We start from the raw sequence: 13,990 nt of genomic DNA, 5'->3' as shown, positions 1-13,990 counted from the left end.
ATGCCCAGCGCGACGACCGCATCCAGGTCCCCGCCGGACGCACCTACTTCGTCGACATCAAGTAACACCCCACACCGACGAAGGGGCGCCTCGAAAGAGGCGCCCCTTCTTCGTCTCAGTCCTACTCCGGCCCCGAACCCAGATGCGCAGGATCGGTGATCTGCCCGTTGCGGATACCGAGCTGACGGTTGATCGCCCGGGTCAGGAAGAACAGCGCTATACCCGTGACGATCAGCGCGCCGGCCACGATGTACTGCTGCACAGGCCGACCCGACAACGGCGTCACCAGGTACAGCGAGGCGACAAAACCGATGACCGGCAACGCCGTCGGCGTCTTGAAGTGCTTGCCGTCATGTTGGACGTCGCGGCGCAGCACCAGCACCGCGACGTTGACCACCGCGAACACCGCGAGCAGCAGCAGGCTGGTGGTGCCGCCCAGCACGGCGATCGCGTTGCTACTGGCAGCGGTGCTGACGTAGATGATGAGCCCGAATGCGATCACGGTCGTGAAGATGATGGCCACCCACGGCGACCGCCGCGTCGGATGCACGGTGCCGAGGACCGGCGGCAGGACGTGCTGGCGGGCCATGCCGTAAATGAGGCGGCTGGCCATCAGCATGTTGATCAGCGCCGTGTTCGACACCGCGAACATCGTGACGAACGGCAAGATCGTGTCCATCGGTAGTCCGGGCGCTCCGGCCTTGACCACCTCGACCAGCGGGGTGTCACTGGCTTCCAACTGCCCCACGGGCACCAGCGCCACAGCCACGATCGAGATCAGGACGTAGACCAGACCGGCAATGCCCAAGCCCGACAACAGGATCTTCGGGAAGATCCGGACGGGGTCTTTGGTCTCCTCGGCCATGTTCACCGAGTCCTCGAATCCGACCATCGCGAAGAACGCCAGCGACGTCGCGGCCGTCACCGCCAGGAAGGCGTTCTTGTCGTCCTCGGTCTCGAACGCGACGATGCGCGAGAAGTCGACGTCGGTGCCGCGCGTGAACGCCCAGAACCCGATCATCAAGACGATCACCAGACCGGTGATCTCGACGATGGTCAGGATGACGTTGAGTTTGACGCTCTCCCCGACACCGCGGTAGTTGATCGCTGCCAGCGCCGCCATGAATGCCAGAGCCAGTAGCGCGACCCCGAAACTCGACGCCTCGAACCCGGTGCCTTCGAAGAAGTTCGCCGCGAACGCCCTCGAAGCTGTTGAAGCGGAGGTGATTCCGGAGCACATCACGACGAAGGCGACGAGGAATGTGATGAAGTGGATGCCAAACGCCTTGTGCGCGTAGAGCGCTGCACCTGCCGCCTGCGGATACTTGGTCACCAGCTCCAAATAGCTGAATGCCGTGATCGTGGCGATCACGAAGGCCACCAGGAACGGCAGCCACGCTGCGCCACCGACTTCACCGGCGACATCGCCGACCAGGGCGTAGACGCCCGTGCCCAAGATGTCCCCGACAATGAACAGCAGTAGCAGCCCCGGGCCCATCACCCGCTTGAGTTGCGGTTGTTCCTTCGCGCCTCGTGGACTGGCCACCGATTCCGTCATCACGCCTCCCAGTTCGCTCTGCGTCGCTCTAGTGGAACGGCGCGAGGACGTCGATGACGTCGATCAACGTGGCGCGGGCCGTCTCGCGCGGTCCATCGCCGTCCCCCACCATCGCTGCCACGACGGCACCGTCGACGGCACACACTAATGCGGTCAACATGTCGGCGCGCACGGAGCGCCCCGATCGCTCGATGACTTCGACCACGGCGTCGGTGCGTTGCTTGAGTACCCGGCGCTGGATGTCGCGGAGGCTGGGCTGACGCGCGCAGGCGATGTAGCGCTCGTAGCGCGAGATCAGCAACTCGGTGGCGCGTTCGGGGGTGTCACCGACCAACAGGTCGACCAGGATGTCGGCGGTCGACTCGGCGCCCCGGCGGCGCCGCGACAGGGCCGCGACCCGGTCCTTGAGGTCCTGGGCTTCCCGCAGCCCGACGAGCTCGACGGCGTTGGCGATCAGGTCGTCCAGCGAAGAAAAGTAGTAGGTCGTCGACGCCAGGGGCAGCCCGGCGCGACGGGCCACCGCGCGGTGCCGCACGGCGTCGAACCCACCCTCGCACAGCAGATCAGCAGCGGCGCTGACCAGCGCATACCTTCGACGCTCCCCCTTGGGGGTGACCGCTGCCGTCACGTAAAGCATGGTGCCAGTCGGGGAGGGTCGGCATCGGGCTTTCGGCAATTCGTCCGCGTTTGACGTTCGCATACCCGCACGGCGTCGGCTGGCATGATGGCCGCCATGCCGATGCTCAGTCGCCGCGCGCTGTTCGCCTTGAGTGTGCGGGCCGGTCTGACGGCGGCTGCCGTGACGGCGGTGACGACTCCGCCGGTGGCTGCCGCGCCGGCGTCGACGTACGCGGCGGGTGCATTCACCTCCTCAGCCCGGGGCGGCGTCACAACGAACTGGATCGTCGCCCGCCCGCCGGGTCAGGATCGACCGTTGCGCCCGGTGATCCTGCTGCACGGCAAGGACTCCACCGCCGAGAACGTGATGTCGATGGGCGCCGAACGGTTTCTGGCGGACGCCGTCGCTGCGGGCCTGCCGCCGTTCGCTCTCGCAGCCGTCGACGGCGGCAACGGTTACTGGCACCGCCGCGCCTCGGGCGACGACTCCGGGGCGATGGTGCTCGACGAGTTCCTACCGCTATTGACCGAGCAAGGCTTGGACACCTCCCGCGTGGCGTTCCTGGGTTGGTCCATGGGTGGATACGGCGCGATGCTGCTGGGCTCGCGGTTGGGCGTCGGCCGCACCGCGGCGGTCTGCGCCGTGAGCCCGGCGCTGTGGACGTCCCCGGGAGCGGCTGCGCCGGGCGCGTTCGACAACGCCGACGACTACGCCGCCAACAGCGTGTGGGGACTCGACGAGCTCAACCGCATCCCGCTGCGCATCGACTGCGGTGACGCCGACCCGTTCGCCGGTGCGACGCGCCAGTTCATCGCGCAGCTCTCGACGCCGCCCGCGGGTGGCTTCTCCCCTGGCGGGCACAACGCGGCGTTCTGGTCGGCGCAACTGTCGTCGCAGTTGAGCTGGATCGCACCGCTGCTGACCGCTTAGAGCAGAATCCGCCCCTCGGCGGCAGCCAGCCCGATATCGGAGCGAAAGTGCCCACCTGGCAAGCGGATTGCGCTCATTGTGGCGTACGCGTCGTCGCGTGCGGCGTTCAGATCGGCACCGACACCCACCACGGAGAGCACGCGTCCACCCGACGACACCAGTGCACCGTCGTCGCGGCGTGCGGTACCGGCGTGCAGCACGCCGTCGCGGTCAGCGCCTGAGATGACGTCACCCACGCGCGGCCGTCCGGGATAGTTCTCCGCGGCCAGCACCACGGTGACCGCGGCCCCGTCGCGCCACTGCAGCTCAGGTGCATCGGCCAGCCGTCCGGTGGCCGCGGCCAGCAGCAGCTGGGCCAGCGGGGAGTCCAGCAGGGCCAGGACCGCCTGGGTCTCCGGATCGCCGAAGCGGCAGTTGAATTCGATGACGGCCGGGCCCGCCGAGGTGATGGCCAACCCGGCATACAGCAGACCGCTGAACGAGCAGCCACGCCGAACCATCTCGGCAGCAACGGGTTTGATGATCTCGTCGACGATGCGGGTCGTCATGTCGGCGGGCAGCCACGGCAGGGGCGTGTAGGCGCCCATGCCGCCGGTGTTGGGGCCGGTGTCGCCGTCGCCGACACGCTTGAAGTCCTGCGCGGGAAGCAACGGCACCACCGTCTCGCCGTCGACGACGCAGAACAGTGACACCTCGGGGCCGTCGAGGAAGGACTCGAGCAGCACCGGATGGCCCGCGTCGAGCAGGCCGGCGGCATGTGCGCGGGCTGCGTCGCGCTCAGCGGTGACCACCACACCCTTGCCGGCGGCCAGTCCGTCGTCCTTGACCACCCAGGCGCGCTGGTCGGCGGGCGGACCGAATCGGTCGAGTGCGGCGTCGAGGCGCGCGGGGTTGTCCACGATCTCGCTGGTGGCGGTCCGGACCCCGGCAGCGGTCATGACGTCTTTGGCGAAGGCCTTGGAGCCTTCGATGCGGGCCGCTTCGCGCGTCGGGCCGAAGCAGGCGATGCCGGCGGCCCGTACCGCATCGGCGACGCCGAGCACCAGCGGGACCTCCGGACCCATCACGACGAGGTCGGCGCCGACCCGTCGGGCCAACTCGGTGACCGCCTCCCCGGAGGTGACGTCGACGTCGTACTGGTCGGCGACGGCGGCGGTGCCGGCATTGCCGGGCGCGATCGACAGGCCCTCGACCTGCGGGTCTCGGCGCAGTGCGAGCAGCAGCGCATGTTCACGGGCTCCGGAGCCGATCACCAGGACGTGCACAGATGCACACCCTAACGGCTGGACCCATCGCGTCTCGGACCATACAACTCGACGCCTACGTGTATGGTCGAGGTCAGTGTTACACGTCACACCCCGGAGGACGCCATGACGACGACGCAGAGCTGTCCGTTTCTACCCAGCGGTTACGACTTCACCGACCCAGATGTGCTGCTCGAAGGCATTCCCGTCACCGAGTTCGCGCAACTGCGCAAGACCGCGCCCGTCTGGTGGAACGCCCAGGACGAGTCGATCTTCGACGACGGCGGCTACTGGGTGATCTCGCGGCACGAGGACATCAAGGCGATCTCGCGCAATCACGACGGGCAGTGGTCCACCAACGCCAAAGGGGCGGTCATGCGGCTGCCCGACGGCGTCACCGCCGAGCAACTGGACCTGACCAAGGCCCTGCTGATCAACCACGACGCCCCCGAGCACACCCGGTTGCGCAAGATCGTGTCGCGCCTGTTCACGCCCCGGGCCATCGCCGGTATGGAGGACAAGCTCGCCGGCGCCGCGCGCGACATCGTGGCCGCGGCCGCGGCCAAGGACAGCGGCAACTTCGTCGACGACATCGCGATGGGGCTGCCGCTGCAGGCGATCGCCGACCTGATCGGCGTGCCGGAGGCCGACCGCGAGAAGTTGTTCCACTGGTCGAACTGCATCATGAACACCGACGACCCCGACTTCGACTCCGATCCGACGATGGCCAACGCCGAGCTGATGGGCTACGCGTACACGATGGCCGAGGAGCGGCGGCGGTGCCCGGCCGACGACATCGTCACCCGCCTCGTCGAAGCGGATGTCGACGGCGACTCGCTGGGCGAGGTCGAGTTCGCGTTCTTCGTCATCCTGCTGGCGGTGGCCGGCAACGAGACCACCCGCAACGCGCTGACACACGGCATGAACGCGTTTTTCGAAAACCCGGATCAGTGGGAGCTTTTCAAGCGCGAACGGCCGGAGACCGCGGTCGACGAGATCATCCGCTGGGCCACGCCCGTGCACTGCTTCCAACGCACCGCGCTGGAGGACGTGGAGATCGGCGGGGTGACCATCGCCAAGGGGCAGCGCGCCGGCCTGTTCTACAGCTCGGCGAACTTCGACGAAGAGGTCTTCGACCGGCCGTTCGAGTTCGACATCACCCGCAACCCGAACCCGCACCTGGCATTCGGCGGCAACGGGGCGCACTTCTGCATCGGCGCCAACCTGGCCCGCATGGAGATCAAGCTGATGTTCAACGAGATCGCCGACCAGATCCCCGACATCCGCAAGCTCGGTGATCCGCAGCGGTTGCGGTCCGGGTGGATCAACGGGGTGAAGGACCTGCAGGTCGCCTACCACTAGAGTGCCTTCGTGCGCACTCACGGTTGGTCAGGGGCCAGGCCGGCCTCCGACGAGGAGGCCGTCGCGCGCATCCTGACCGCCGCAGGCAGGACCATCGAGGACCACGGCGCCGACTTCAGCATCTCCGACGTCGCGCGCGCCGTCGGAGTGACCCGGCAGACCGTCTACCGCTACTTCCCCAGCACCGAGGCGCTGCTCGTCGCGGCCGCCGTGCACGCTGTCGACGAATTCCTGGACCGGCTGACGGCGCACGTCGCCGGCGTGCACGACCCCGCCGACGCGGTGACCGAAGCGCTCGCCACCGCGCTGGAGTGGCTGCCCCGGGAGAAGTACATGGGCCTGCTCGTGGTGCCCGGCCGCACCCGGCACGTCGAGTCCGTCACCTCCGATGTCGCGCTGCGGTTCGCCCGGACGATGGTCGACCGACTGGACGTGGACTGGGACGCCGCCGGACTGAGTGACGACGAACTCGACGAACTGGCCGAGCATCTGCTGCGCATCATCCAGTCGTTCGTTCTCGATCCGGGCCGTCCGCCGCGCACCGGTGACCAGCTCCGCGCATATCTGCGCCGATGGGTCGGCAACGCACTTGCGCCGACTCCCCGACAACAGTGACAACCGACGTGTAAGGACGTGAGTAATGACGGTATTGGACCAGTTCCGCCTCGACGACAAGGTCGTCATCATCACCGGCGCTTCGTCGGGCCTCGGTGTGTCGTTCGCCGAGGCTTGCGCGCAGGCCGGCGCCGATGTCGTCCTGGCGGCACGGCGCGCTGAAAAGCTCGCTGCGACAGCAGCGTTGGTCGAGAAGGCGGGACGTCGCTGCCTGGCCGTGCCGACCGACGTTGCCAACCCGGATCAGTGCACCGCAATGGTCGAAGCCGCCATGAACGAGTTCGGCCGCGTGGATGTGCTGGTGAACAACGCCGGTGTGGGCACCGCGGTTCCCGCGCTGCGCGAGACCCCGGCCGAGTTCGAGAAGGTCATGGACATCAACCTGAACGGCTCCTACTGGGCCGCCCAGGCCTGTGGCCGAGTCATGGCTCCCGGCAGTTCGATCATCAACATCGCCAGCATCCTGGGCATCACCACCGCCGGGCTTCCGCAGGCCGCCTACGCCGCGTCCAAGGCCGCCGTGATCGGGCTGACCCGCGACCTCGCCCAGCAGTGGGGACACCGAAAAGGCATCCGCGTCAATGCGATCGCGCCCGGCTTCTTCGAGTCCGAGATGACCGACGAGTACGCCCCCGGCTACCTCGAGAGCATGCTGGAACAGCGCGTGGTCCTCAAACGGATGGGATCACCGACCGAGCTGTCGGCGACGCTGATCTGGCTGGCCTCCGCCGCCGGCGGCTACGTCTGCGGGCAGACGATCGTCGTCGACGGCGGAGTCACCATCACCTAGAGGACGGTCAACGGCAGGGACTTGCGTCCCTCGAACTCCCAGGACGCTCCGCCGCTCACCTTGGTCACCGACACTTCAGGCAGTTCCTTTGCCGGCGTGTCGGTCTCGATGAATCGCACGGTCCAGTCCGTCTCGGTACCGGAGACCTCCGCACGCAGGTGCGGGTCGACGGCGGCCGCGATCGCCTGCAGCGGCAGATCGGCAGCCGGGGTGACCAGCGAGATCCAGGAGCCGTCGTCGTGCGCCGGTGAGCGGCGGACGTGGACGAACCCGGGGTCGATGTTGGCGTGTACGTAGGCAGCCGGGTTCAGCAGCGGGTGCAACTCGAGTACGCGGAGTGCGCCGGCCGGCCCACCGGGCAGATTCAGCGCCTTGTGGATGCGTTCGGCGGCCACGCCGGCGATGCCGATCAGCTGCTTGGTGCGGATGCTGTCGGCCAGTGCGGCATCGTCTTTCGCGCGTGCCCGTACCGCGATGTGGAAGGACAGCACCAGCAGATGCATCTGCAGGCACACCTCGTCGGCGATGCGCACGAGTGCCGAATGCGAGAACGCGCCGAAATTCAGGTCCGACAGCAGCGGGCCGGAATAGTCGGCCATGCCCTCATCGGAGGCGTCGATCGGGTCGAGTTCGGTGTGGTAGGCCCGGCTGGCTTTGACGGTCTCGATCTGCGGGATGAACTCGACCTCGGGATAGGACTCGTCGATGGTGACGGTCCACGCACAGTGCGGGTGCCGGTCGGCCGGCGTCCGGGGCGGCCGGTGGATCGGGCGCACCTGACACCTGCTGTTGGTGGCCAGCGCGGTGGCGTCGAATGTCGGGTCCTCGATGTCGTGGCACATGCCGCGGACGTAGTCCTCGCCCATCGGTTCGACGTCGAGCAGCGCCCCGCAGTGGTCGAGGTGGAACTCGCCGTGCCAGCGGTCGTGGACGGTGTAGCGGAAGTCCATGAACTGTGGCGGCGCGCCGATGTCGAGCTGCATGCCCTTGAAGATCGTGATGACGTCGACGCCCTCGAACTTCAGCGCACGCTGCATGCGCTTGGTGTAGAGCGGACTGGAGGCCGCCCACTCCTCGATCGCGATCTGCACCATCTCCTCGCGACCGAAACTCGAGATGCACCAGGCCATTCCGGAGCGGTCGATCAGCTGGCCGATCAACAGCAGCTCAGGCACCAGCGTGGCGAGTTCGTCGCGCGAGAGCGCGGCATACCTACTCATCATGAACCGACGCCCTCATCATGGACCGTGCCCCCGGAGTGCATACGGACGGCGGCGTTGACGTTCGCTTTCTTGTCCTCCCCACCGGCCTTTTCGGCAGCCTTCTTGCGCTGTTTGGCCACCTTGGACACCGCGCCGTCGAGCTTGGAACCCAGCGGGAAACCGAGGTAGTGGGTGAGGAAGACCGCCATCTCCTTGAGTTCCTCGACAGTGAGCTCCTCGTTGGCCAGCGCGGCGTTGATCTGGATCTCCGCCAGGTCCGAGTTGCCCAGTGCCGTCACGGCGGTCAGCGTCATCATCCGCTTCTCCCGCATGGACAGCCCGGGTCGCGTCCAGATGGTGCCGAAGAGGTGTTCGACGGTCAGGTCGAAGTACGGGTCGCCCTGGATGTCGGGCATCTCCCATCCGTAGACCTCGTTCATCTTCTCCAGGCCTTTGCGGCGCACGTCATCCATCGGCTCTACTCCTTGCTTGACGAGGTGTGCGGGACGCCGAGTCCGGCGGCCAGGTCGCGCAACGCGATTTCGGCCAGCGGCAGCTGGACACCGGTGGCCTCTCCGAGGCCGAGCGCCAGCCGCAGATCCTTCTCGGCCAGGCCACGGGTGTGGACGAACATGTCGTACAGGAAGTGGTCCGGGGTCAGCGGATCCATGTTGTCGCGCACCATGATCGCGCCTGGGCCACCGCTCTGCGCGTCGCTGTGGCGCACGACGCGACCCAGCTTCTGCAGGTCGATCCCCGCGGCCTCGGCCAGGCGCATCGCTTCACACGCAGCGGTGAAACCGACGAACGTCAACATGTTGCGTGCCAGCTTCATCCGGGTGCCGGCACCGGGCTCACCGGCGCGCACCACCATGGACGCACATTTCTTGAAGACCGGTTTGACCTTCTCGTAGGCCTCGTCGTCAGCACCCACCATGACCGCGAGTTCGCCCTTGTCGGCGGCGCCGGCGCCACCGCTGACCGGCGCATCGACGATGTGAACTCCCTTGGGGCGCAGCTCTTCAGCCAACTGGGCGGCGGTGTCGGGCTCGATGGTGGAGTGGATCGCGATGACCGTGCCTGGCCGCGCGTGGGCGCCGAGCTCTCCGACCACCTCGCGCACCTGCGCGTCGTTGAGCACGGTAACGCTGATGACGTCGGCGTCGGCGACCGCGGCCACGCTGTCAGCCGCGACGGCACCCGACTCGACCAGCGGGGCCATGGCCTCGGCGCGAACGTCGAACACGATCAAGCCGTCGGGCCAGTCGACCAGACGTCTGGCCATCGGTGCGCCCTGGTTCCCCAGGCCGATGTAGCCGAGCTTCATGCCAGTGCTCATACGAACTCTCTTCCTCGCGCGAGTGCTCGTCAGCGGATGATCTGTCCGCCGTCGACATTGAAGATCTGACCGGTGATCCACTTGGCCTGGTCCGAGAGCAGGAACAGCAGCATGCCGACCAGGTCCTCGGGCTGCCCCATGCGCGACAACGGGATTCCCTTGACGATGTCGGCGACCATCTCCTGCGGCGTGGTGGTCCGGTTGGCCTCGGTGTCGATGGGCCCAGGCGCAATGGCGTTGACGCGGATGTTCTGTCCGCCGAGCTCGGTGGCCAGCTGCTGGGTCAGGCCGTTGATGCCGACCTTGGCCAGGCCGTAGAAGTTCGAGTACAGCCACGCCGCGGTCGAGGACTGGTTGACGATCGCACCGCCGCCCCGCTTGGCCATCTTCCTGTACACCGCCCGGGTGCACACCAGAGCGCCGTCGAGGTTCACGCTCATGAACTTCTTGTAGTAGTCCCAGTCGACGGTGATCAGGAAGTCCAGCTTCATGCCGCCGAAGATCGCGGCATTGTTGACCAGGTAGTCGATGCCGCCGAACTCCGAGAGAGCCTGCGCTGCCATCTCTTTGGCCGAGTCCGGATCGCTGACGTCGACCCGCACCGCCAAGGCGTTACCGCCCTCGCCCCTGATGCCGTCGGCGACCTTCTGCGCACCGTCGGTGTTGATGTCGGCGACCACCACGGCTGCACCCTCGCGGGCCAGCGCCTCGGCGTAGGCCTGCCCGATGCCGCCTCCGGCGCCGGTGACGATGGCCACCTTGTCGTTGAACTGATCTCCGTAAAATCCCATGGCTTCCTCTCTTACCGCTGAGTGTTGAGTTGTGACACGTTCATCGCCCCCTACGTGCCGTAACCCAACGTTCGGCGGGGTGCTCAATTGTCAGACAGCCGTCGCAATGGCCTTGATCTCCAGGTATTCCTCGAACCCGGCCAGGCCCATCTCCCGGCCGATGCCGGACTGCTTGTATCCGCCGAACGGCATGTCCGCCGAGTACCAGACACCGCCGTTGATGTTGACCGTACCGACCCGCATCCGGGCCGCGACGGCGTTGGCGCGGTCCAGGTCCGGCGAGAACACCGTGCCGGACAGTCCGTACGGGGAGTCGTTGGCGATGCGGACCGCGTCGTCGTCGCCGTCGTGGGCGATGACGGTCAGGACCGGACCGAAGATCTCCTCACGCGACACCTTCGCCGAGTTGTCAAGTCCCGCAATGACGGTGGGCTCGATGAAGAAGCCCTTGTCGCGGCCTTCGGGCCGGCCACCGCCGCAGGCGAACCGTCCGCCCTCGGCGGTGGCGGAATCCAGGTAACCCTGCACGCGGTCACGTTGCCGCGCCGAGATCAGCGGCCCGCACACCGTGCCGGCGTCGGTCGGGTCACCCGGCTTGAGACCGGCCATGGTGGCGGCCGCGGCGTCGACGGCCTCGTCGTAGCGCTCGCGCGGCACCACCAGTCGGGTGGTGATGGCGCAACCCTGACCGGCGTGCATCGACACGGTGAATCCGGCCATGGCGCAGGCGCCGGCCAGGTCGGCGTCGTCGAGCACCAGGAACGCCGACTTCCCGCCGAGCTCCAGGAAGACCTTCTTCAGCGTCGCGGAGCCGTCGGCCATCACGGCGCGACCGGTGGCAGTGGACCCGGTGAACGAAACCATGTCGACCCGAGGGTCTTTCGACAGCAGCGCGCCGACGGCGTGGTCGCTGGAGGTGACGATGTTCAGCACGCCCGGCGGGATGTCGGTGTGTTCGGCGGCCAGCTCGCCCAGCACCGCGGCCACCCACGGAGTATCGGGAGCGGGTTTGAGCACCAGCGTGTTTCCGGCGGCCAGCGCGGGTCCGATCTTGGCCAGGTTGATCTGGTGCGGGAAGTTCCACGGGGTGATGGCGCCGACGACGCCGATGGCTTCGCGTGCGATTCGGCGCTGGGTCTTGATGCCCATCGGCTTGGCGACGCCGAGGTCGGTGCTCCACGGGTAGGACTCGGCGGTGTCCGCGCAGAAGGTCAGATCCTCGATGGGCCCTTCGAGCTGGGCTGCCGAGGTGAGCATGCGCGGCGCGCCGACCTCAGCCATGGTCAGTTCGCGCAGCTCCTCGACGTGGTCGCGCATCGCCTGTTGCAGCTGGCGGATGCACCGCACGCGCAACTCTGTATTGGTCGACCAGTCGGTGTCGTCGAAGGCCCGGCGTGCCGCCTCGATGGCCGCGCCCATGTCGGCGGCATCGGCGTCGGCCGCGACCCCGAGCGTCTCCTCGGTGGCCGGGTTGATCGTGGCGAAGCTACCGGCACTACCGGCGACAAGCTTGCCGTCGATGTACAGCTTGCTCTCGCGATCGGTCAGGATTGCCATCCGACCTCCTGTTCTGGTTCTGGACAGCTGTCTGACTGAGTTCTTGGGAACCATAGCCCCCGAGCGGCGACACAGGCAAGGACGACGATCGCGAAGCTCTCAAAGCCCGCGGTTGAACGCATATTTCACTGCACTACTTGCTCCGCGGCGGACTCCTCGGATACGTTGGACATGTGTCCAGTGAAGCTGTCGCCGCGATCACAGATCAGGCACGGCAAACGCCGCGCAACCGCCGGCAGGAAGAGACGTTCCGCAAAGTCCTGGCCGCCGGCCTGGAGGCGCTGCGGGAATCCTCGTACGCCGACCTGACCGTGCGCGCGGTGGCCGCGCGCGCCAAGGTCGCCCCGGCCACGGCCTACACCTACTTCTCGTCGAAGAACCATCTGATCGCCGAGATCTACCTGGACCTGGTGCAGAAGGTCGAGTACTACACCGACGTCAACGACAGCAGAGTCAACCGCGTGGAGAAGACGCTGCGCAGCATGGCGCTCACCCTCGCCGACGAACCGGAAGTCGCCGCCGCGTGCACCACCGCGCTGCTGTCGGGCAACGACACCGCGGTACGCCGTGTCCGGGACCGCATCGGCAGCGAGATCCATCGCCGCATCCGCGCCGCCGTCGGCCCCGACGCCGACCCCCGCACCCTGGCCGCACTGGAGATGACGTTCTTCGGCGCGCTGGTCAACGCAGGCAGCGGCGCCTACACCTACCACCAGATCGCCGACCGGCTCAGCTACGTGGTCGGCCTCATCGTCGGAGACGAGAAATGACACTCAGCGACGTCAAACTTGATCCCTACGACTACGACTTCCACGAGGATCCGTACCCGTACTACCAGCGCCTGCGTGACGAAGCGCCGCTCTACCACAACGAAGAACTGGGCTTCTGGGCGTTGTCGCGGCACGCCGACGTGCTGCAGGGGTTCCGCAACAGCACCACGCTGTCCAACAAGTTCGGCGTCTCCCTCGATCCGGCCTCGCGCGGCCCGCACGCGGCGAAAACCATGTCGTTCCTCGCGATGGACGACCCCGATCATCTGCGGCTGCGCACGCTGGTCTCGAAGGGCTTCACACCGCGCCGCATCCGCGAACTGGAACCGCGCGTCACCGAGATCGCCGTCGCGCATCTGGATGCGATGCTGGAGAACGCCGGTGACGCAACTGTGGATTACGTCGACGAATTCGCCGGCAAGTTGCCCATGGACGTCATCTCCGAGCTGATGGGCGTGCCCGAAGCCGATCGCGTACAGGTACGCGCCTGGGCGGATGCGGTGATGCACCGCGAAGAAGGCGTCACGGATGTGCCGGCGGCGGCGATCGAGGCGTCGATCAACCTGTTCGTGTACTACCAGGAAATGGTGGCCGAGCGCCGCAAGAAGCTCAGCGACGACCTGACCTCGGCCCTGCTGGAAGCCGAGATCGACGGTGATCGGCTCACCGACGACGAGATCATCGGGTTCATGTTCCTGATGGTCATCGCCGGCAACGAGACCACCACCAAACTGCTTGCCAACGCCGCATTTTGGGGCCACCGCAACCCCGACCAATTGACCCCGTTGTACGAGGACCTCGACCGGGTGCCGCTGTGGGTCGAAGAGACGCTGCGCTACGACACGTCCAGCCAGATCCTGGCGCGCACCGTCGTCGGCGATCTGACGCTCTACGACACGCCCATCCCCGAGGGCGACGTGGTGCTGCTGCTGCCCGGCTCGGCGCACCGCGACGAGCGCGTCTTCGACGACCCGGACCGCTATCTGATCGGCCGTGACATCGGTTCCAAGCTCATGAGTTTCGGCAGCGGCGCCCACTTCTGCCTCGGCGCGCACCTGGCCCGCATGGAAGCCCGGGTGGCGCTGACCGAGTTGTTCAAGAGAATCCGCGGCTACGAAGTCGACGAGGCCAACGCGGTCCGCGTCCACTCCTCCAATGTTCGCGGCTTCGCGCACCTGCCCATCACCGTCCAGATCCGCTGAAGGACCACCAC

Annotated in this window: 14 protein-coding genes; 6 read left to right on the top strand and 8 right to left on the bottom strand. The window is 67.1% G+C overall.

Annotated elements, in window-relative coordinates:
- Window positions 1-121: 121 nt before the first annotated feature.
- Both ACQI46_RS10490 and ACQI46_RS10485 read right to left on the bottom strand, forming a co-directional pair.
- Complete coding sequence (locus ACQI46_RS10490) at window positions 122-1,558, bottom strand: APC family permease (protein WP_427093913.1); 1,437 nt, start codon at window positions 1,556-1,558, stop codon at window positions 122-124.
- Between the two features lie 28 nt (window positions 1,559-1,586).
- Window positions 1,587-2,195, bottom strand: a complete 609-nt coding sequence (locus tag ACQI46_RS10485) for a TetR/AcrR family transcriptional regulator (protein WP_427093912.1) — start codon at window positions 2,193-2,195, stop codon at window positions 1,587-1,589.
- 84 nt (window positions 2,196-2,279) lie between these two features.
- On the opposite strand from ACQI46_RS10485, the gene ACQI46_RS10480 reads away from it, so the two are divergent.
- Window positions 2,280-3,107, top strand: coding sequence for an alpha/beta hydrolase (locus ACQI46_RS10480; protein WP_427093911.1), 828 nt, complete (start codon window positions 2,280-2,282; stop codon window positions 3,105-3,107).
- On the opposite strand, the gene purD is transcribed toward ACQI46_RS10480, so the two are convergent.
- Window positions 3,104-4,372: a phosphoribosylamine--glycine ligase gene (gene purD / locus ACQI46_RS10475; RefSeq protein ID WP_427093910.1), complete on the bottom strand. Its 1,269-nt coding sequence runs from the start codon at window positions 4,370-4,372 to the stop codon at window positions 3,104-3,106. The genes ACQI46_RS10480 and purD overlap by 4 nt on opposite strands.
- Before the next feature lie 105 nt (window positions 4,373-4,477).
- On the opposite strand from purD, the gene ACQI46_RS10470 reads away from it, so the two are divergent.
- Genes ACQI46_RS10470 through ACQI46_RS10460 form a run of 3 tightly spaced genes read left to right on the top strand, consistent with a single transcriptional unit; the run spans window position 4,478 to window position 7,118 of the window.
- On the top strand, window positions 4,478-5,713 hold the full coding sequence (locus ACQI46_RS10470; protein WP_427093909.1) for a cytochrome P450: 1,236 nt from the start codon (window positions 4,478-4,480) through the stop codon (window positions 5,711-5,713).
- A gap of 9 nt (window positions 5,714-5,722) precedes the next feature.
- A complete protein-coding gene (locus tag ACQI46_RS10465; RefSeq protein WP_427093908.1) occupies window positions 5,723-6,328 on the top strand; it encodes a TetR/AcrR family transcriptional regulator in 606 nt (201 codons plus the stop codon).
- Window positions 6,329-6,353: 25 nt separating this feature from the next.
- A complete protein-coding gene (locus ACQI46_RS10460) occupies window positions 6,354-7,118 on the top strand; it encodes an SDR family NAD(P)-dependent oxidoreductase (protein WP_427093907.1) in 765 nt (254 codons plus the stop codon).
- Here the strand turns inward: ACQI46_RS10460 and ACQI46_RS10455 are convergent.
- The 5 genes from ACQI46_RS10455 to ACQI46_RS10435 form a co-directional block, all read right to left on the bottom strand.
- Window positions 7,115-8,341, bottom strand: a complete 1,227-nt coding sequence (locus ACQI46_RS10455; RefSeq protein ID WP_427093906.1) for a hypothetical protein — start codon at window positions 8,339-8,341, stop codon at window positions 7,115-7,117. The genes ACQI46_RS10460 and ACQI46_RS10455 overlap by 4 nt on opposite strands.
- Entirely contained in the window at window positions 8,338-8,793 is a 456-nt protein-coding gene (locus ACQI46_RS10450; protein WP_427093905.1) for a carboxymuconolactone decarboxylase family protein, read from the bottom strand. Before ACQI46_RS10450 ends, ACQI46_RS10455 begins: the two co-directional genes overlap by 4 nt.
- A 5-nt stretch (window positions 8,794-8,798) precedes the next feature.
- Window positions 8,799-9,659, bottom strand: a complete 861-nt coding sequence (locus ACQI46_RS10445; RefSeq protein WP_427093904.1) for an NAD(P)-dependent oxidoreductase — start codon at window positions 9,657-9,659, stop codon at window positions 8,799-8,801.
- A gap of 29 nt (window positions 9,660-9,688) precedes the next feature.
- Entirely contained in the window at window positions 9,689-10,450 is a 762-nt protein-coding gene (locus ACQI46_RS10440) for an SDR family oxidoreductase (RefSeq protein WP_427093903.1), read from the bottom strand.
- A 90-nt stretch (window positions 10,451-10,540) separates the two neighbouring features.
- Window positions 10,541-12,007 (bottom strand): aldehyde dehydrogenase, encoded by a 1,467-nt coding sequence (locus tag ACQI46_RS10435; RefSeq protein WP_427093902.1) that lies wholly within the window; start codon window positions 12,005-12,007, stop codon window positions 10,541-10,543.
- A 173-nt stretch (window positions 12,008-12,180) separates the two neighbouring features.
- Between ACQI46_RS10435 and ACQI46_RS10430 the strand changes: the two genes are divergently transcribed.
- Entirely contained in the window at window positions 12,181-12,777 is a 597-nt protein-coding gene (locus tag ACQI46_RS10430; RefSeq protein ID WP_427093901.1) for a TetR family transcriptional regulator, read from the top strand.
- Complete coding sequence (locus tag ACQI46_RS10425) at window positions 12,774-13,979, top strand: cytochrome P450 (protein ID WP_427093900.1); 1,206 nt, start codon at window positions 12,774-12,776, stop codon at window positions 13,977-13,979. Before ACQI46_RS10430 ends, ACQI46_RS10425 begins: the two co-directional genes overlap by 4 nt.
- Window positions 13,980-13,990 lie beyond the last annotated feature (11 nt).

Source organism: Mycobacterium sp. SMC-4 (assembly GCF_050205565.1).
Taxonomy (GTDB): Bacteria; Actinomycetota; Actinomycetes; order Mycobacteriales; family Mycobacteriaceae; genus Mycobacterium.
The sequence above is the reverse complement of the archived record's forward strand: the minus strand, read 5'-3'. Positions and strand labels throughout refer to the sequence as shown.

What these genes read in the sequence shown, in the direction of transcription:
- ACQI46_RS10490 (WP_427093913.1), bottom strand. Translation starts at nt 1,558, where the DNA reads ATGACGGAATCGGTGGCCAGTCCACGAGGCGCGAAGGAACAACCGCAA.
- ACQI46_RS10485 (WP_427093912.1), bottom strand. Translation starts at nt 2,195, where the DNA reads ATGCTTTACGTGACGGCAGCGGTCACCCCCAAGGGGGAGCGTCGAAGG.
- ACQI46_RS10480 (WP_427093911.1), top strand. Translation starts at nt 2,280, where the DNA reads ATGATGGCCGCCATGCCGATGCTCAGTCGCCGCGCGCTGTTCGCCTTG.
- ACQI46_RS10470 (WP_427093909.1), top strand. Translation starts at nt 4,478, where the DNA reads ATGACGACGACGCAGAGCTGTCCGTTTCTACCCAGCGGTTACGACTTC.
- ACQI46_RS10460 (WP_427093907.1), top strand. Translation starts at nt 6,354, where the DNA reads ATGACGGTATTGGACCAGTTCCGCCTCGACGACAAGGTCGTCATCATC.
- ACQI46_RS10455 (WP_427093906.1), bottom strand. Translation starts at nt 8,341, where the DNA reads ATGATGAGTAGGTATGCCGCGCTCTCGCGCGACGAACTCGCCACGCTG.
- ACQI46_RS10450 (WP_427093905.1), bottom strand. Translation starts at nt 8,793, where the DNA reads ATGGATGACGTGCGCCGCAAAGGCCTGGAGAAGATGAACGAGGTCTAC.
- ACQI46_RS10445 (WP_427093904.1), bottom strand. Translation starts at nt 9,659, where the DNA reads ATGAGCACTGGCATGAAGCTCGGCTACATCGGCCTGGGGAACCAGGGC.
- ACQI46_RS10440 (WP_427093903.1), bottom strand. Translation starts at nt 10,450, where the DNA reads ATGGGATTTTACGGAGATCAGTTCAACGACAAGGTGGCCATCGTCACC.
- ACQI46_RS10435 (WP_427093902.1), bottom strand. Translation starts at nt 12,007, where the DNA reads ATGGCAATCCTGACCGATCGCGAGAGCAAGCTGTACATCGACGGCAAG.
- ACQI46_RS10425 (WP_427093900.1), top strand. Translation starts at nt 12,774, where the DNA reads ATGACACTCAGCGACGTCAAACTTGATCCCTACGACTACGACTTCCAC.